The following is a 16132-nucleotide window of genomic DNA, read 5'->3' on the forward strand; positions in this document are numbered from 1 at the left end:
GGTTGCTGACGGGTTGTCTTTCTTTTCCTAAAACCCCCACTCCCCAAATATTAAACCCCCTTAAAACCCGTCAGCTTTTCCCCATTAGTAATTCTCAATAGGGCAATCTCTATTATCTTTATAACAAATAAGTGTAGAATAGCTTATACTGTTTTATTTTATCAAAAAAAAGAGAAAATGAAGGTCAAGAGACCTTCAGAATATTCCTGCCCCGATAAACAGGGAGGAGAACAGGATCGCAATCATGTTGACTACCTTAATAAGGGAGTTCAGTGCGGGTCCTGCGGTGTCTTTGAAAGGATCTCCGACAGTATCTCCGACAACTGCTGCTTTGTGAGCTTCGGAACCTTTTCCGCCGTGATATCCATCCTCGATATGTTTCTTGGCATTATCCCATGCTCCTCCGCCATTGTTCATTGTAAGGGCAAGGAGAAGTCCTGATACGATAATTCCTACAAGTAGTCCTCCCAGGGCAAGTGGTCCGAGAATATAGCCTACAAGTAAAGGAGTTGCGATTGCAAGAATGCCTGGAATTACCATTTCGCGGATTGCAGCGGCTGTTACGATATCCACACATTTTCCATACTCGGGTTTGGTTGTACCTTCCATGATACCGGGAATCTCCCTGAACTGGCGCCTGACTTCATTGATGATGCCAAAAGCAGCTTTTCCGACTGCCTGCATTGTGACAGCACTGAAGATGAATGGCAGGAGGGCACCGATAAACAATCCGACAAGTACGATAGGATTGTCAAGACTGAGTCCGCCTGTTTCAATGTTTACTTTGTGCCTGTAATCGGCAAAAAGGGCCAGTGCACCCAGTGCAGCGGATGCGATAGCGTATCCTTTTGTTACGGCTTTGGTGGTGTTACCTACAGCATCCAGGGCATCTGTTATCTCACGCACTTCGGCGGGTAGACCCGCCATCTCGGCTATTCCACCGGCATTATCTGTTATTGGTCCGTAAGAATCCAGGGTAATGATCATTCCTGTGGTAGAGAGCATTGCTGCTGCGGCAATTGCAATACCATATAACCCCATTGCAGGATTTACAGCTCCACCTGCAACGAAGAATGCGGCCAGAATTCCGATTACGATAATTACAACAGGAAGGGCAGTACTCTCAAAGCCCATTGCAAGTCCTGAAATTACATTTGTACCGGCACCGGTCTCAGAAGCCTCTGCTACTTTCTTAACAGGTCTGTAACTCGTTGAAGTATAATATTCGGTGAAAACAACCATCAACACCATAATAGCAACACCTACCAGGGATGCATAATAAATGTTGATATTTCCAATGAGTATGTCTGTCACGAAATAGAAGGCAACAAGACACAATAATGCAGATACAGCAACTCCCTTGTAAAGGGCTTTCATAATCTTGTTGTCGCTTCCGACACGCACAAAGAAGATGGAGATAATGGAGGCAAAGATTGCCACGGCACGAGAATCAGTGGATAGATGATTGCATTGGGATAGGACTCCAGTACCTGTGCACCAAGCAGCATTGCTGCAAGGACCGTTACTACATAGGTCTCGAAAAGATCTGCGCCCATGCCCGCACAGTCACCAACATTATCACCGACGTTGTCAGCAATTACACCGGCATTTCGGGGATCATCTTCGGGGATTCCCGCTTCAATTTTTCCTACGAGATCTGCTCCCACATCAGCGGCTTTGGTGTATATACCGCCACCAACTCTGGCGAACAGACTGATGAGACTTGCACCAAATGCAAATCCTACTACTTGATCGACATTGCCGAATAATATGTAGAATATACTGGTACCCAGAAGGGCCAGTCCTACGACGGCAAGCCCTGTTACTGCTCCTCCGCGGACAGCGACCTGCATGGCTTCATGTAGTCCCCTGGATGCGGCGTTTGTTGTCCTGACATTTGCTCTTACAGATACATTCATTCCAATATATCCTGCAGCAGCGGAACTTATAGCTCCTACTATGAATCCGATAGCAATTTTTCCACTGTTTTCTTCCAGCAATACATATATCAGAAAAGCCAATATTACAGCAACTATAGCCACTGTTTTATATTGACGGTTCAGATATGCCATGGCCCCTTCCTGTATCGCGGTGGCAATTTCCTGCATTCTTTCGTTACCTGTTCCCTCCTTGAGGATACGGGTTGCGAAAAATGCAGCAAATATCAGGCTCACGATACCTGCCAGAGGGGCGAGGTATATTATATCCTGCATTATTGTTCTCCTAAATTTGTTTGATTTTTATGATAATGCTATGATGGGTTATCAGACAGATGGAAGTTCCAGCTGCCCTTTCCCTATAATTATTAATTTTTAGTGGTGCCACAAAGGCAGGTTGAAATAGAACACACCTAATAAGAAATTAACGTCTCAAAATTTTTAGATTGATGTGTGCCATGTTCGATTTGCCCTAACATATTTTTGTTAGTATTAATGTTTTACCTTTTATATGCACCACAGATATGAATAGACATATTAATCATAGCGTATTATCCTATGCCAATGAGGATTTCAGGGCTTATACTCGTAATTTTGCTGCTTTCGTGCTCTGTATCAGGGGCACTTGCGGCTGAGGATGGCGGGGATTATATACATATTTCAACTATGCAGGTTCGATTTTCAGGTACTGATGCCACAGTTGATCTATTCTACGATCTGGATTTTTTTGGGGATATGTATGTTTTTGCATTAGGTAGTCGTCATCTTAAACCTGAATTTGAAGGCTTTTTCTATGATTTCGAAGAATTTAAGGTTTTAGAACTTGGAAGGAGTCATTCCAGATTTTTACTTAAGAATGTATCCCGGGAAAGTGAAAATTTCTATCTTCATGATGAGAAGAAACTTGGCAGACAAGTTGGTTCTCTTGTAGTTATTTATCCCGCAGGCCCTTCAAAAGCTATGGGAAGTGTAGATTCGATCCCAAATCTGTTTTATGAAAAACAATGACTTCGCAGTAATTAATTATGTTTAATTTTGATTTCGTGTTTTAATTGCGTTTCGCATCCACCCGGTCCATGCAGTTAGATTTATATAGTTATGCATTATAATGCACTATTATGGTGCGTCCCAGAAAAAAGAGAATGGTAGGCTTCCGTCACAGGTGTCGGCGTTTCAGTCCCGATGATACGAATGAAAGTATACCTGTTGTTGATGTCGGTGTAGATGAACTGGAATCCATGAGATTGAATATTTTGGAAAATATGTCTCAGGGAGAGGCTGCACAGAAAATGGGAGTCCATCAGTCTACATTTCAAAGAACCCTGCGCAGGGGTCTTGAAAAGTTGCGGATGCACTGGTCAATGGAAAAGTATCTTTTTAGAAGGAGGTGAACTCAATATGCCTGGAGGAGATGGCACAGGTCCAGATGGAAATGGTCCGATAGGGGCCAGAGGACAGGGTCGTAGAGGTGGTGGAAATCGCCCGGGCCGAGGAGCTGCAGCTCCGCAGAATTGCAGGTGTCCTTCATGTGGACATCTTGAACCACACCAGCCGGGTGTACCCTGCAGTCAGGCCAAATGTCCTGAATGCGGTTCCCAGATGGTGCGTGGTTGAATTTATAGACTGAAAACAATGTAGGAACAGACAAAGGAGGTTGTATTAATATGCCAGGTGGAGATAGAACCGGTCCCAGGGGAATGGGGCCTATGACAGGAAGAGGTGCAGGTTACTGCAGTGGAAATGAAGTGGCCGGATGGCAGAATAGTTTATTTGTTCATAACTCTGCCAGAGGAAGATTCCAGAGGTTTGGTGGTTTTTCGCGAGGCAGAGGTATGGGAAATTATTCTCGAAGACCTCTCACACAACCCGTGTATGAATCAAGAACAAGTCCATCTTTAAAATTTGCATCTGTAAAAAAAGAACTTGAAAGTCTTGAGAAAGACAAGGAATGGATTTGTCAGCGCATAGAACAATTGAAAGAACAACTTACAGAAACAGGAGCATTATCTGAGGATTAATGGTCCCTTTTTAATTTTTGATGGGATTTTAGATGACTAAACGCAAATCAAGGTTAATTTATGGGCCAATCCTTTCACGAAGGTTGGGCAGATCATTGGGGATAGATGTCATAAGCAATTCTTCCAGTCGGAAAAACTGTAATTTTGATTGTATTTACTGTCAGCTGGGTTCTGTTGCAAACAAGATTCAATCTGTAGAGGATGTTGTTGGATGTGTCTCATCTGCTGAAATTGTTGAAGGGATAAAACATTATCATCGTAATATCGAAGATATTGACTACATTACCTTCTCGGGGACATGCGAACCGACACTTAATCCTGCACTGGGAAAAATGATCGATGGTATCCGGCAGATATCTTCTGTACCCATATGTGTGATAACCAATTCTTCTCTTACGGGCAGGGATGATGTACGCCAAAATCTTGCAAAGGCCGACCTTGTTGTTGCTACCCTGGTTTCAGGTTACGATAAGACCTTTGAAAATATAAACAGGCCTGCTTGCGGTATCCTGCTGGATGATATTATAGAAGGCCTTGCATCTCTTTCCCATATGGGCACTTGCAGGCTTTCCATTGAGGTCATGCTTGTTGACAGTGATAAATTTGGATACAACACATCGGATTCTGAAATCTCTCGTCTTGCTGACATTCTGGAATATATCAATCCGGATGAAGTTGAAGTGCTTACAATTACCCGTCCGCCTGCTGAATCTTCCTTAAAGGCTGTCGATGAAATAAGATTGAAGGAAATTGCCAGTTATTTTGACAGCAGGCTTGGCAGGAGGAAGGTGCGTTTGGTACTGCGTGGTATCAGGAAGGGGCGCTCCACTATCAAACATGAGAATATTGAAGAAGAAGTTTATGACCTAATCCTGCGTCGCCCCTGTACTGCCGAGCAGGTGATTGCTTCACTTGGTCTTAATAGGGAAACCCTTATTCCTGTTCTTGAGAATATGGAATATGGGGGAAAGATTGAGTTGGTCCGGGAAGACAAAAGCTGGTATTATAGAGTTTTATGATTATTCTTTCCTGCGACCACTAAATATATACATGAATAATCATTATAGATTCGTGTAATTTTAGGGGATGGCATAACCTATGAAAGAAACAATAGAATCATCACTTGCAGAAGAACGTGTTTTTGAACCATCTGAAGATTTCAAGGCCCGGGCCAATATGAATGACCCGGACATCTACCGGAAAGCAGATGAGGACCTTGAAGGATTCTGGGGCAGTCTTGCGGAATATATTGACTGGTTTGAAAAATGGGATCAGGTACTTGAATGGAATCCTCCTCACAGCAATTGGTTTCTGAATGGTAAGGTCAATGCATCATATAATTGCCTGGACAGGCATCTTTCTGCCAAAGGGGATAAACCAGCCATTATATGGGAAGGGGAGATGGAAAATACCCGCACCTACACTTACAATGAACTATTTTATTCCACCTGCCGCTTTGCCAACGCATTGAAAGAATTGGGAGTCCAGAAGGGGGATATTGTTACAATATACCTGCCGATGATCCCCGAAGCTGTGATTGCGATGCTTGCCTGTGCAAGGATTGGTGCCCCTCACAGTGTGGTATTTGCCGGCTTTTCCCATGAGGCACTTGCTCAGCGCATTGAAAATGCAGGCAGCAAATTTGTCATTACATGTGATGGTTACTACCATAAAGGCAAATTAATAGGCCAGAAAGAAAAAACCGATCTGGGACTGGAAAAAACAGAGGGTGTGGAACATGTCCTTGTAGTAAATCACACTGCAACCCCGGTAAATTTCATTGAGGGGCGGGATGTGTGGTGGCATGATCTTGAAAAACAGGTTGATTACCAGTGTCCTGCGGAACATATGGATTCTGAAGATACGCTTTTCCTCATGTATACCAGTGGAACCACAGGGAAACCCAAGGGTGTGGTTCACAGTACAGGCGGTTATCTTGTGGGTACCTGCATTACTGCCAGCTGGGTATTTGATCTGAAGGATGATGATATTTACTGGTGTACGGCAGATGTGGGATGGATTACCGGTCATTCCTATATTGCATATGGTCCCCTTCTCAACGGCGCAACAGTGTTACTGTACGAAGGAGCTCCCGATTATCCCGAAAAAGGGCGGTTCTGGGACATTATTGAAAAACATGGTGTTACAATATTCTATACGGCACCTACCGCTATCAGGACATTTATGAAATGGGGCGAACATCTGCCTCTAAAACATGACCTATCTTCCCTTCGTTTGTTGGGTAGTGTCGGGGAACCTATCAACCCCCGGGCCTGGTTGTGGTATTATGAGAATATCGGAGGCAAGCGCTGTCCTATAGTTGATACGTGGTGGCAGACAGAAACAGGTATGATAATGATCACACCCCTGCCAGGCATTACTCCGATGAAACCCGGCAGTGCTGTCCGCTCGTTCCCGGGAATCAAGGTGTCCATTCTCGATGAAGAAGGCAATGTGGTTCCGGAAGGGCATGGTGGCTATCTTGCAATTGAAAAACCCTGGCCCAGCATGATCCGGACCATTCACGGGGATGAGGAACGCTTCATTGAAACTTACTGGAGTAAATGGGGCAATGATATCTATATGTCAGGGGATGGTGCCCGTATTGATAGGGATGGTTATGTCTGGGTACTTGGAAGACTTGATGATGTGATCAAGGTCTCCGGTCACAGACTGGGTACCATGGAAATTGAAAGTTCTCTTGTATCCCATCCGGACGTAGCAGAAGCTGCTGTTGAGGGGAAAGAGGATGAAATTAAGGGGGAAGTAATAGTTGGCTATGTTGTGCTTGAAGCCGATGTTACTGTTAGTGATGAGCTGAAAGAGCAACTTAAGGGTCATGTTGTAGATGAGATTGGGCCGATAGCCCGTCCTGCTGCGATAGTTTTTGCAGAGGATCTGCCAAAGACCCGTAGTGGAAAGATTATGCGCCGGGTCCTGCGCGCAATAACAAATAATACTGATCCCGGAGATGTGACCACTCTGCATAATCCTGAAGTGGTTGAAGAACTCAAAAGAAAAGTTCATCTATCAGATTAACATTCAAACTGCTAGAGGTTTAATGTTCATGGAAAGGAATACCGGCCTTATAGTTGCAATGGATGTTACGCGTATGGATTGCGCCGTCGAGATTGCCGGCGAAGTTGCTGAATGTGTGGATGCCATAAAGGTGGGCTATCCTCTGGTGCTCTCTGAAGGTTTAAGTGTACTATCCCGACTTGCCGATTATGCTCCCGTCATTGCTGACTTTAAGGTTGCCGACATTCCATATACGGATGAACTTATCTGCGAGCAGGTATTCAAGGCAGGCGCCAGCGGTGTAATCGTGCATGGTTTTACAGGTGAGGATAGCCTGAAAGCCTGTATAGGTGTGGCCCGATGTTATGATGGGGATATTTATGTAGTCTCTGAAATGAGCCATCCCGGTGGTGCGAAGTATTTCCAGCCGATAGCCGATGAGATTGCTTCAATGGCCTATGAATTCGGTGCTACAGGTATTGTCGCACCGGCTACCCGGCCAGAAAGGGTGAAGCACCTGCGTTCTATAATAGGTGATGGTCTTTCTATTATATCCCCTGGTGTAGGTGCACAGGGAGGTAAAGCCTCTGATGTGATTGCAGCAGGTGCGAACTGGATTATTGTGGGTCGAAGTATTTATAATTCAGAAAACCCCAAAGAAACAGCCATGGAACTTGTTACCGGGATTGGTATCTAAGGAAAAAGCCAGTGATGATATACTCTTCTGAGATAGTGATGAGCCCTATGAGTTCTGAGGCTTTTACTTTTTACATTCGGGTTCGGTGTTGATTTATATTCAGGAGAAGGTGCATGACCAAAAATGAGTTGACCGTAAATTGTAGGGATGGGGATTGTGAACCTCTTCTTGAAACATCTGCCGGTGAAAAAGTTTTCAGGTCAGGCACAGATTCCGTTATAGTTACACTGCCAAAAGGCAGGAGAATAATTTCCAATTCCTGGCTCAATGGTGGTATCCGTGATGATATCAATGTCCTTATCAATCAGCGAATAGGAAGGCATGTCGGAAGTGAAGATGAGCTGGAGGAAGGAAGTGTTGAAGGTTATCTCACCCATGTAGTGGAGCAACTCGGCTATTCTGCATCAAATGCAGCTGCATTGCTAACTGCTGCAAGTATGGAGAATGTTGCTTTTGTCACGCACTCTTTCCGTGGCCTTGAAGTAACAGCAATTGCAACCGCGGGCCTAGAAGTAAATGCATGCAGTCCTGGAGACCCTGCTTCCTATTATCAGGAAAATGATAAATGGCAATCTCTTGGCGGGACAATAAATATGATTCTTCTAATAGATGCAAATTTACCGTCATATGCTCTTACCAGGGCCTGGATGACTGCCACTGAAGCCAAATCAGCAGTTCTGCATCAATTAATGATTCCAAGTCGTTTTTCTGAAGAATTGGCTACCGGAACCGGGACTGATATGATGGCAATCGTATCCAATGATTCTGCCTCTCTGCAATTGACTGATGCAGGTCCTCATTCCAAACTTGGTGAGCTGATATGCAAATGTATAAACCAGGTCCTTTTAAAAGCCCTGGATCAGCAATCAGGTATATCCGCTGTTTCCCAGCGGGATATGCTCGTAAGGCTTGACAGGTTTGGGGTTGATGAAAAGTATTTCTGGAAAGTTTCTACATCCCTTGAGGGAGATAACAAAAAAAGGTCCATTTTATGACAATCTCAGGAATATTTCACGTAAACCTGCTATGGTTGCATTGATTTCTTCTATTCTCCATCTTGTCGATGAAGTGAGATGGGGCCTGATCCCTGAAAACAGTGCAAAGAAAGTAGCTTTTTCCCAGATGCGTCAACTGGACAACGTTTTGAATTTGAGTATGGATGTCCCTTACGATTATTTGCTGGATCCGAAAGAATCAATAATTGAGAACTGGGTAAGAGTTACTTCCTGGATTGTAAAAAGAAATGTTTAATTCCTTTACTATAATATTAATATAAAAACGGTGTTTACCATGAATCTGAGAAATTATATAGCCACTTATTGTACTGATTCTAAGAAAAAGCCAACAGGTGTCATAGTTCATAGTGCAGAAATAGGAGACGAACTTCCTGAATTGCCGGATCGCTTTTTCTACATGGCTGAGTGGTCTGATGTGCCTTCCAGGCGTATATGGAAAAGTGAGCCTTATCAGTCAGTATTGATTCATGAAAATGGAAAACTCATCATCCACGAACACCTCAGAAAAGCTAACTTCCGGATTCATTTGCTGGAGCTGGAAGAGAAATACGAAACCTCCTCTCGAGCGGGACATTTCGTTCTATCAGTTCCTGAAGCTTTCGAGTTTGCCTATAATGCACACGGGGATACAGCAAGACGATGTTCCAGGACGCCCTATATATCTCATCCAATGGACGTTGCATCCATCCTCTTAAAGAACAGTGCTCCTGATATAGTTGTAATTGCAGGTCTGCTGCATTCGATCAAAAAAGAGTCTAAAATAGATATGGTTGAAGTGGAGAATAAGTTTGGTGAGACGGTTGTAAATTTTGTAAGGGCAGTAGATGAACTGGACCAAACAGATGATCCATCCCTGTTATCTGTTGATGAAAATATGTGGAAGGAGCGCAATGAAGCCTGCCTGAAGGCACTTGAAGATGTTGGAAGGGATGTCAAACTCCTGTTCTGTGCAGACAAACTTGCCAGCATAAGGGATATGATGGATGAAGAAAATATTCACGGAAACATAATATGGAATCATTTTACAGTAGGTAAAGAATCTCATAAATGGTATTATGGCCGATTGCTAAGGTCTTTTGAATCCCAACCCCATAGTATTATCGATAGCCCAATGTATAAACAATTGAAAATATGTGTCGAGCAGTTTTTTATTGATGGCTGATTTTTTTTATTTTGTGGTACGAATATGGGTGTATCTATAGTCGAGCTTGTATGTCGCTCGGAAAAACGGAAAAACTTGCTTGTCTACCTAAAAGATGGCCCCCGGAATATGGCTGCTATCAAAAAGGCTCTTGATGTCACATCAACCGGTGTGCTCCCTCAGATAAAGCTTCTTAAAGACAATAATATCATTTTACAGAAAGATGATGAATATGAATTGTCTATTTTTGGTAGCATTGTGGTGCAGAAAATAATGCCGGTTTTCAAACTGACCAGGACACTTGAAAAGAATCCTGAATACTGGTTTTCCAGGGATATTTCCGCTCTTCCAATGCAATTTATGGAAAGGCTGGGTGATCTGGGCGATTCAAAGGTCATTGAACCGGATGTCAATTCTCTCTTTGATCCGCCTCAGGAATTAATAGACCATTTGCTTGTAAGTCGCCATGTTATAGCCATCACTTCTTATTTCCATCCTTATTATGTCAGGCATTTTTTGGAATTGGCTAGAAAAGGCGTGGAGATAAACCTGATCTTCACCAATGATGTCTATGAACGTATTGTTGAAGATTATGGAGAAAAAGCAGAGGTTTTTTTTGGAATGGATAACACCAATATATATATCCACGAGGGCGATTTGCCGGTAGTTAGTATAGTCTGTGCGGACGGGTTTTTCCTGTTGTCCCTCCTTAACGAGAAGGGAATATATGATCACAATAAACTTATCAGTACCAGTGAAGAAGCGATAAAGTGGGGGCATGACCTGTTCGAATACTGTTGTCTTGAGTCACAAAAGAAGAAATGATTACTATTGTCCTGCGTTCATTATTAATACATGAAACGAAATAGTATTTATATGATAACGGTGGACTTTAAGCTTGAAGAGTGGTGATTCGATGCCAAAAACCCTCGATATTGCAGAATTCAGGAATATGGTAGAAAAAACAAAAAAGTTGCACGAAGACCTTTCTTCTCTGTCCCATAAGATGGATGATGAGGTGAAATGCAATAGGGATTATGGTTTGTCCCGACACTCTTCTGAATTATACTATGAATCTGATTTACTTTCTGCCGATAAACGCAAGGGTAAATAATCCTTGCTCATGTGCGGCTTTATGGCCAAATATCTCTAAGTGACAAGTATTTATTATTTATGGAACGGGTCAATATGGCAGATAAAAAGAAAGGAAACAATCCGTCTGGTAGTGATGATTCTTTCAGTGATATTACTGATATGATCGAACAGATGATGCAGAGATTCGGAGTAGGTATAGAAGAATTCTCTGATGAGCCTTTCATTTATGGTTTTTCTATTACACAGCGTGCTAATGAGGATCCTGAAATCAGGGAATTTGGCAATATCCCATCTGATTATAATGATTTTGAAGAAGAAATTGATCCTTTAGATGGTCCCATATCCATAGATGAGAAAAAGCCTCTGATAGACGTTCTTGAAATAGACGGGGAAGTGTATGTTACCGCAGAAATTTCAGGTATGTCCAGAGATGATATTTCTGTCTGTGCAACAGACCAGTACCTGGAGATCAATGCTTCCAATAAATATTATACATATTCCGAAACTCTCGAAATGCCTCTAAAAGTAGATCCTAATAGTGCAAAAGCAACTTTCCATAATGGTGTTCTTGAGGTAATATTTTCTGTAAGGGAAGAAGCCGGGAAAGTGGATATTAAAATTAATTAACCCTTCTAATTAATTTGTTTTGGTGGTGCACCAGGTGAATTGTTTTGGGAAGAAAGTACTTGTAGTGGATGACGAAGCGCATTTACGTAACCTTCTTCAAAATTTGTTGGAATTGAATGCTATTTCTACATCGTGTGCTTCCAGCGGGGAAGAATGTCTTTTGATGCTTGAATCATCCCTGCCGGATCTTGTCCTTCTTGATGTCATGATGCCGGGCATGGATGGGTGGGAAGTTTTCCACCGCATTAAAGAAAAGTATGAACATTTGCCAGTTGTTCTTCTGACTGCCAGGAATCATGATTTTGACAAAATGATGGGATTGGATATCCTCAAAGCTGATGATTATATTACCAAACCCTTTGACAACGATGAACTCGTAGAATGTGTTTGTAACCTTCTGGATTAATCTTTTTCAACAAGTGGCTGGCAGATAATCGCAGAATTGTCAGTAATATAGAGATGAATTGCTTTATCGCCATTTAATCCGTCTTCTATGCGATTACGGAAATTCCAGTAATCGTCAGGGTCAATTTTTCCTCTTATCAATGCATTTTTGGCATTTAATTCTTTAAGTTTACTATTGATATCTTCAACAGATACCTTTGTCTCTGCCAGCACAACATACTGATTTTTAAGCAAGGGGGACTTAAATTTTTCATCAGATGTCATTAATGCCCTTTTCGAATCAATTCGGAACAAATATGTCTTATTATCTCCCTTGCTCATTTTTCTGCAAGTTCGGGCAGAAGATCTGCCTTCACAACAGATGGTTCAGGTTCATATGCAAATTTTTTCATTATTTCTGATTCGGGGATTTCTCCTGTCCCGATGCCACAAAGTGAATCTTCGGAAGGCAGTGTGATTGCAGACCTATTACATTTTTTGAGATGGTTTAAGTATAATATAAGGCGATTGATTTTACCATTTAGGGACAGGTATTCCATTTCACAATCAAAGGGAATCCTTTCTGGAGTTAACTGGGGAGGCACTTCAAAGGCGAATCCTTTAGTCCGGGATGAATAAGCATTAATCATATCTTCTATGGATGGTGTAATGCTGGAAATTAAACGCCTCTCCTCTTTTGGGGGCCTTGCAGGATCAGAAAACACGACATCGAGTTCAGGAAGTTTATGTATTATTTCGGGGTCAAGGGCGTCACCACAGATAAATTCGACATTGTCTACTCCATATAACTGGCAGTTCTTTTTGGCATGTTCTATCTTTACAGGGTCGATTTCTATGGCATAGACTTTTTGCACTCCTTTGCAAAGAAAATGGTCTGTCCGCCGATACCACAACTTATATCCGCCAGAACGTCACATTTAAGTCTCCTGGCCCTGTACTTTGCTACAATTTCGGGAGTAGCAAAGCGCAACCCATCATGGTCAGAGCTTATCGGTTTGGTGAATTTGTCTTTGTTTTTCATTGCATTCCAATGGTTTATTGGTGCTTTTAAAGGTGTTGTTTCCTGTATCACTGTTTTTGGTCCAAAGCATTTATATACCTAATATGACATCATACAGCCCAAGCTGAGAATATAGTATGTAGATGATACATACTTCGCAGGTAGGCAAAAAGTGTGGAAATGTAGGATTTAACATAGACCATCAGTGGGCCAATTCAATGAAAGCCCCCATGCATGCGCGTTGTGTATGTGTGGATGGTAGATGTGTAAATCTTTTTGTGATGATGTTGCAGTATTGCTGCTCCTATCCGCATAACGTAGAATATCCATGTTGAGCTCAAACCTTGATAGGTAGCCCAACACACTTTTTTGTTAATTCAACCTGCGTAAGCGATTGAACATAAAAAAAATTCAAGGAGAATACAAGTGCCAACAATACACAGACCAAGGCGAGGTTCTCTAGCGTTCAGTCCACGCAAAAGAGCAAAGAGCCACATCCCGAGGTTCAGGTCATGGCCTGAGGCTGAAGGTGAGCCAAAATTGCAGGGATTTGCAGGTTACAAGGTCGGAATGACCCATGTAATTATGATTGATGATGCCAAAAACAGTTTGACTGAAGGCGCTGAGATTGCCGTACCTGTTACTGTTATCGAAACACCGCAGATCGGTGTTGCAGCAATACGCGCCTATAAGGACACTCCTTATGGAGAAAAAACAATTTCAGAGGCATGGTCAGCAAATCTGGATGGCGCCATTGGACGCAGGGTAAAGACTCCCAAAGATTACGATACGGAAAAATCACTTGAAAATATGGCTTCCATTGTGGAAGAAGGGAAAGTTTCCGAGATTCGTGTGATCACATATACAATCCCGTCTTCAGTAAATGGGATTCCAAAGAAGAAAGCGGATATTATGGAAACTGCAATTAGCGGTTTTGATGTAAAAGCCAAGTTTGAGTATGCAAAGTACATACTTGGAAGCAAGGTTGGAATCTCTGATATCTTCTCGGAAGGCAATATCATCGATGTGGCCGCTATCACAAGAGGCTACGGTACTGAAGGGCCTGTGAAAAGATGGGGTATCCAGCTGGCAAAGAACAAACACTCTCGCCAGAGCAGTTTGCGTCAGGTAGGTACTCTTGGGCCATGGAATCCACCACATGTAAGCTGGAGAGTTCCACAAATGGGCCAGGCCGGTTACCATCAGCGTACCGAGTATAATAAGCGTATCCTGAAAGTGTCTTCTGATGTTGATGAAGTAAATCCTGCAGGAGGCTTTGTGAACTACGGTCTTGTCGGCGGAGATTATATCCTTGTAAAGGGTACTGTCCCCGGTCCTTCCAAGAGGCTTATCAGGCTCAGGGAACCAACAAGGCCAAAGACATCCGCTGTGGGAGAGCCCCATCTTATGCATATAAACACACAGTCCAGGCAGGGGTGAGATGAATGGTCACAGCAAATATTCTTGATATTTCAGGTAATTCCAAAGGTGAAATAACCTTGCCCGATGTTTTCGAAGAGATTTACAGGCCGGATCTTATCAAAAGGGCCGTGCTCTCTTCCCAGTCTAAAAGGTACCAGCCCTATGGTCCCAAGATGTATGCCGGAATGGAAACATCTGCAGTCTCCTGGGGGTCCGGGAGAGGTGTTGCTCAGATCCCAAGGCTTGTCAACGGAAGCAGGGTTGCAAGAGTTCCCCAGGCAGTAGGCGGAAGGCGTACCCATCCACCAAAACCTGAAGCTGACAGGACAGAGAAGGTTAACAAAAAAGAGAAACGTCTTGCAGTTCGCTCTGCAATAGCAGCTACAATTAATGCAGAACTCGTGAAAGGACGAGGTCATGTATGTGACGCTACCCTGCCTCTTGTAGCAGAAGATGCCCTGCAGGATGTTGAGAAAACAGTAGAAGTTATTAAATTCCTCGAAGCAGCAGGTGCTTATGATGATGTCCTGCGTGCCAAAAACAGCCGTTCCGTCAGGGCCGGTAAGGGTAAGATGAGAGGAAGGAAATACAAAAACAAAAAGAGTGTTCTGATCGTTGCCGGTTCAGAGAGTCCAATATTCCGCTCGGCACGTAATCTGCCAGGTGTGGATGTTACAACAGTAGATTCACTTTATACTGAATTACTTGCACCCGGTGCAAAGGCAGGACGTCTGACGGTATGGACAGAATCCGCAATATCCAGTCTGGAGGACATGTTCATATGAGCGCTATTAAATTCCCGTTCATCACCGAAAAAGCTATGACGCATATGGAGGATAACAAACTTCAGTTTGTTGTCGATACCCGTGCCAACAAGAGCCAGATCAAGGAAGATGTGATAAAGATCTACGGTTTCCCCGTAAAGTCCGTTTGCACAACGACAACGATGAAGGGAGAAAAAAAGGCTCTTGTCACATTTGATGAAGTAGATGCAGCACACGAGATTGCTACACGTATTGGTTTGATGTGAGGTGTTGATTTATGGCAAGACGAATTATATCACAGAATAGGGGTCGTGGAACACCTACATACAGGGCACCTTCACATCGTTATAAAGCTGCTCTTAAGCATCCTTCAGTTGAAGAAGGCAGCACAATTTTTGCCGATGTGGTGGAAATTGTCCATGATCCAGCAAGATCCGCCCCTATAGCAAGGGTTTCCTTTGAAAGTGGCGAAGAACGTTTAATTCTCGTTCCGGAAAGTATCGGTATAGGGGATCGCATTGAATGCGGTATCTCTGCAGAGATCAAACAGGGTAACATCCTCCCGCTGGCTGAGATCCCGGAAGGTGTACCACTCTGCAACATAGAATCCAAACCAAACGATGGTGGAGCTTTTGCTCGTTCATCCGGTGCCTATGCTACCCTTGTGGGTCATGAAAGGAATAGGACAGTTGTCCAGCTTCCTTCAGGTGAAATGAAATGGCTGAATCCAAAATGCAGGGCCTCTATTGGGGTTGTTGCTGGTGGCGGACGTGCCGAGAAACCATTCCTGAAGGCCGGTAAGAAGTATCACAAGTTAAGATCCAGGGCAGCCAAGTATCCGAGAGTTTCCGGTATTGCAATGAATGTTATTGACCACCCATTCGGTGGAGGTAACAGGCAACATCCAGGCAAACCAACTACCGTAGGCAGGAACGCCCCACCTGGCAGGAAGGTAGGACAGATTGCAGCCCGGAGGACCGGAAAGCGTTAAA

At 43.4% G+C, this 16132-nt stretch carries 21 protein-coding genes and 1 pseudogene; 18 read left to right on the forward strand and 4 right to left on the reverse strand.

Annotated features, from left to right (window positions below):
* Window positions 1-195: 195 nt before the first annotated feature.
* A pseudogene (locus C9889_RS09085) lies at window positions 196-2213 on the reverse strand (sodium-translocating pyrophosphatase).
* A 288-nt stretch (window positions 2214-2501) separates the two neighbouring features.
* On the opposite strand from C9889_RS09085, the gene C9889_RS09090 reads away from it, so the two are divergent.
* The 14 genes from C9889_RS09090 (at window position 2502) to C9889_RS09145 (ending at window position 11955) form a co-directional block, all read left to right on the forward strand.
* Entirely contained in the window at window positions 2502-2945 is a 444-nt protein-coding gene (locus tag C9889_RS09090) for a hypothetical protein (protein WP_129598977.1), read from the forward strand.
* A 110-nt stretch (window positions 2946-3055) separates the two neighbouring features.
* Window positions 3056-3328, forward strand: a complete 273-nt coding sequence (locus C9889_RS10550) for a DUF134 domain-containing protein (protein WP_225420054.1) — start codon at window positions 3056-3058, stop codon at window positions 3326-3328.
* A gap of 7 nt (window positions 3329-3335) precedes the next feature.
* Window positions 3336-3551 carry a hypothetical protein gene (locus C9889_RS10555; protein ID WP_225420055.1) on the forward strand — a complete coding sequence of 72 codons (216 nt, stop codon included), beginning with the start codon at window positions 3336-3338 and terminating at the stop codon, window positions 3549-3551.
* Window positions 3552-3601: 50 nt separating this feature from the next.
* Window positions 3602-3955 (forward strand): DUF5320 domain-containing protein, encoded by a 354-nt coding sequence (locus C9889_RS09100; protein WP_129598980.1) that lies wholly within the window; start codon window positions 3602-3604, stop codon window positions 3953-3955.
* Window positions 3956-3987: 32 nt separating this feature from the next.
* Window positions 3988-4974: a radical SAM protein gene (locus C9889_RS09105; RefSeq protein ID WP_129598983.1), complete on the forward strand. Its 987-nt coding sequence runs from the start codon at window positions 3988-3990 to the stop codon at window positions 4972-4974.
* Window positions 4975-5053: 79 nt separating this feature from the next.
* On the forward strand, window positions 5054-6994 hold the full coding sequence (gene acs, locus C9889_RS09110; protein ID WP_129598986.1) for an acetate--CoA ligase: 1941 nt from the start codon (window positions 5054-5056) through the stop codon (window positions 6992-6994).
* A gap of 28 nt (window positions 6995-7022) precedes the next feature.
* The gene (gene pyrF / locus C9889_RS09115; RefSeq protein ID WP_129598989.1) at window positions 7023-7670 is read left to right on the forward strand and encodes an orotidine-5'-phosphate decarboxylase; all 648 of its coding nucleotides are present in this window, start codon (window positions 7023-7025) and stop codon (window positions 7668-7670) included.
* 113 nt (window positions 7671-7783) lie between these two features.
* The gene (locus tag C9889_RS09120) at window positions 7784-8665 is read left to right on the forward strand and encodes an adenosylcobinamide amidohydrolase (protein ID WP_225420056.1); all 882 of its coding nucleotides are present in this window, start codon (window positions 7784-7786) and stop codon (window positions 8663-8665) included.
* Window positions 8631-8921: a hypothetical protein gene (locus C9889_RS10560; RefSeq protein ID WP_225420057.1), complete on the forward strand. Its 291-nt coding sequence runs from the start codon at window positions 8631-8633 to the stop codon at window positions 8919-8921. The genes C9889_RS09120 and C9889_RS10560 overlap by 35 nt, the downstream gene beginning before the upstream one ends.
* Before the next feature lie 39 nt (window positions 8922-8960).
* Window positions 8961-9848 carry an HD domain-containing protein gene (locus C9889_RS09125; protein ID WP_129598992.1) on the forward strand — a complete coding sequence of 296 codons (888 nt, stop codon included), beginning with the start codon at window positions 8961-8963 and terminating at the stop codon, window positions 9846-9848.
* A 24-nt stretch (window positions 9849-9872) separates the two neighbouring features.
* Window positions 9873-10652: a helix-turn-helix transcriptional regulator gene (locus C9889_RS09130; protein ID WP_129598995.1), complete on the forward strand. Its 780-nt coding sequence runs from the start codon at window positions 9873-9875 to the stop codon at window positions 10650-10652.
* Between the two features lie 73 nt (window positions 10653-10725).
* Window positions 10726-10941, forward strand: coding sequence for a hypothetical protein (locus tag C9889_RS09135; protein WP_129598997.1), 216 nt, complete (start codon window positions 10726-10728; stop codon window positions 10939-10941).
* Between the two features lie 74 nt (window positions 10942-11015).
* Window positions 11016-11549, forward strand: coding sequence for an Hsp20/alpha crystallin family protein (locus C9889_RS09140; RefSeq protein ID WP_129599000.1), 534 nt, complete (start codon window positions 11016-11018; stop codon window positions 11547-11549).
* Between the two features lie 34 nt (window positions 11550-11583).
* A complete protein-coding gene (locus C9889_RS09145; RefSeq protein WP_129599003.1) occupies window positions 11584-11955 on the forward strand; it encodes a response regulator transcription factor in 372 nt (123 codons plus the stop codon).
* Here C9889_RS09145 and C9889_RS10565 read toward each other — a convergent pair.
* Genes C9889_RS10565 through C9889_RS10575 form a run of 3 tightly spaced genes read right to left on the reverse strand, consistent with a single transcriptional unit; the run spans window position 11952 to window position 12975 of the window.
* Window positions 11952-12218, reverse strand: coding sequence for a hypothetical protein (locus C9889_RS10565; RefSeq protein WP_225420058.1), 267 nt, complete (start codon window positions 12216-12218; stop codon window positions 11952-11954). The two genes, C9889_RS09145 and C9889_RS10565, sit on opposite strands and share 4 nt — an antisense overlap.
* Before the next feature lie 53 nt (window positions 12219-12271).
* Window positions 12272-12808, reverse strand: a complete 537-nt coding sequence (locus tag C9889_RS10570; protein WP_225420059.1) for a hypothetical protein — start codon at window positions 12806-12808, stop codon at window positions 12272-12274.
* On the reverse strand, window positions 12787-12975 hold the full coding sequence (locus C9889_RS10575; RefSeq protein WP_225420060.1) for a hypothetical protein: 189 nt from the start codon (window positions 12973-12975) through the stop codon (window positions 12787-12789). The genes C9889_RS10570 and C9889_RS10575 overlap by 22 nt, the downstream gene beginning before the upstream one ends.
* 405 nt (window positions 12976-13380) lie before the next feature.
* Here C9889_RS10575 and rpl3p point away from each other — a divergent pair, with 405 nt between their 5' ends.
* Genes rpl3p through C9889_RS09170 form a run of 4 tightly spaced genes read left to right on the forward strand, consistent with a single transcriptional unit; the run spans window position 13381 to window position 16131 of the window.
* A complete protein-coding gene (rpl3p, locus tag C9889_RS09155; RefSeq protein ID WP_129599006.1) occupies window positions 13381-14394 on the forward strand; it encodes a 50S ribosomal protein L3 in 1014 nt (337 codons plus the stop codon).
* A 5-nt stretch (window positions 14395-14399) separates the two neighbouring features.
* Window positions 14400-15161 (forward strand): 50S ribosomal protein L4, encoded by a 762-nt coding sequence (gene rpl4p, locus C9889_RS09160; RefSeq protein WP_129599009.1) that lies wholly within the window; start codon window positions 14400-14402, stop codon window positions 15159-15161.
* On the forward strand, window positions 15158-15406 hold the full coding sequence (locus C9889_RS09165) for a 50S ribosomal protein L23 (protein ID WP_013037805.1): 249 nt from the start codon (window positions 15158-15160) through the stop codon (window positions 15404-15406). The genes rpl4p and C9889_RS09165 overlap by 4 nt, the downstream gene beginning before the upstream one ends.
* Window positions 15407-15417: 11 nt before the next feature.
* Entirely contained in the window at window positions 15418-16131 is a 714-nt protein-coding gene (locus C9889_RS09170) for a 50S ribosomal protein L2 (protein WP_072360003.1), read from the forward strand.
* The last annotated feature ends 1 nt before the right edge of the window (window position 16132 follow it).

Origin of the sequence: Methanohalophilus profundi (assembly GCF_004137855.1) — an archaeon.
Classification (GTDB): Archaea; Halobacteriota; Methanosarcinia; order Methanosarcinales; family Methanosarcinaceae; genus Methanohalophilus; species Methanohalophilus profundi.

What these genes read in the sequence shown, in the direction of transcription:
- C9889_RS10565 (WP_225420058.1), bottom strand. Translation starts at nt 12,218, where the DNA reads ATGACATCTGATGAAAAATTTAAGTCCCCCTTGCTTAAAAATCAGTAT.
- C9889_RS09130 (WP_129598995.1), top strand. Translation starts at nt 9,873, where the DNA reads ATGGGTGTATCTATAGTCGAGCTTGTATGTCGCTCGGAAAAACGGAAA.
- C9889_RS09125 (WP_129598992.1), top strand. Translation starts at nt 8,961, where the DNA reads ATGAATCTGAGAAATTATATAGCCACTTATTGTACTGATTCTAAGAAA.
- C9889_RS09165 (WP_013037805.1), top strand. Translation starts at nt 15,158, where the DNA reads ATGAGCGCTATTAAATTCCCGTTCATCACCGAAAAAGCTATGACGCAT.
- C9889_RS09100 (WP_129598980.1), top strand. Translation starts at nt 3,602, where the DNA reads ATGCCAGGTGGAGATAGAACCGGTCCCAGGGGAATGGGGCCTATGACA.
- rpl4p (WP_129599009.1), top strand. Translation starts at nt 14,400, where the DNA reads ATGGTCACAGCAAATATTCTTGATATTTCAGGTAATTCCAAAGGTGAA.
- pyrF (WP_129598989.1), top strand. Translation starts at nt 7,023, where the DNA reads ATGGAAAGGAATACCGGCCTTATAGTTGCAATGGATGTTACGCGTATG.
- C9889_RS09105 (WP_129598983.1), top strand. Translation starts at nt 3,988, where the DNA reads ATGACTAAACGCAAATCAAGGTTAATTTATGGGCCAATCCTTTCACGA.
- C9889_RS09120 (WP_225420056.1), top strand. Translation starts at nt 7,784, where the DNA reads ATGACCAAAAATGAGTTGACCGTAAATTGTAGGGATGGGGATTGTGAA.
- C9889_RS10575 (WP_225420060.1), bottom strand. Translation starts at nt 12,975, where the DNA reads ATGAAAAACAAAGACAAATTCACCAAACCGATAAGCTCTGACCATGAT.
- C9889_RS09170 (WP_072360003.1), top strand. Translation starts at nt 15,418, where the DNA reads ATGGCAAGACGAATTATATCACAGAATAGGGGTCGTGGAACACCTACA.
- C9889_RS10555 (WP_225420055.1), top strand. Translation starts at nt 3,336, where the DNA reads ATGCCTGGAGGAGATGGCACAGGTCCAGATGGAAATGGTCCGATAGGG.
- acs (WP_129598986.1), top strand. Translation starts at nt 5,054, where the DNA reads ATGAAAGAAACAATAGAATCATCACTTGCAGAAGAACGTGTTTTTGAA.
- C9889_RS10550 (WP_225420054.1), top strand. Translation starts at nt 3,056, where the DNA reads ATGGTGCGTCCCAGAAAAAAGAGAATGGTAGGCTTCCGTCACAGGTGT.
- C9889_RS09140 (WP_129599000.1), top strand. Translation starts at nt 11,016, where the DNA reads ATGGCAGATAAAAAGAAAGGAAACAATCCGTCTGGTAGTGATGATTCT.
- C9889_RS09090 (WP_129598977.1), top strand. Translation starts at nt 2,502, where the DNA reads ATGAGGATTTCAGGGCTTATACTCGTAATTTTGCTGCTTTCGTGCTCT.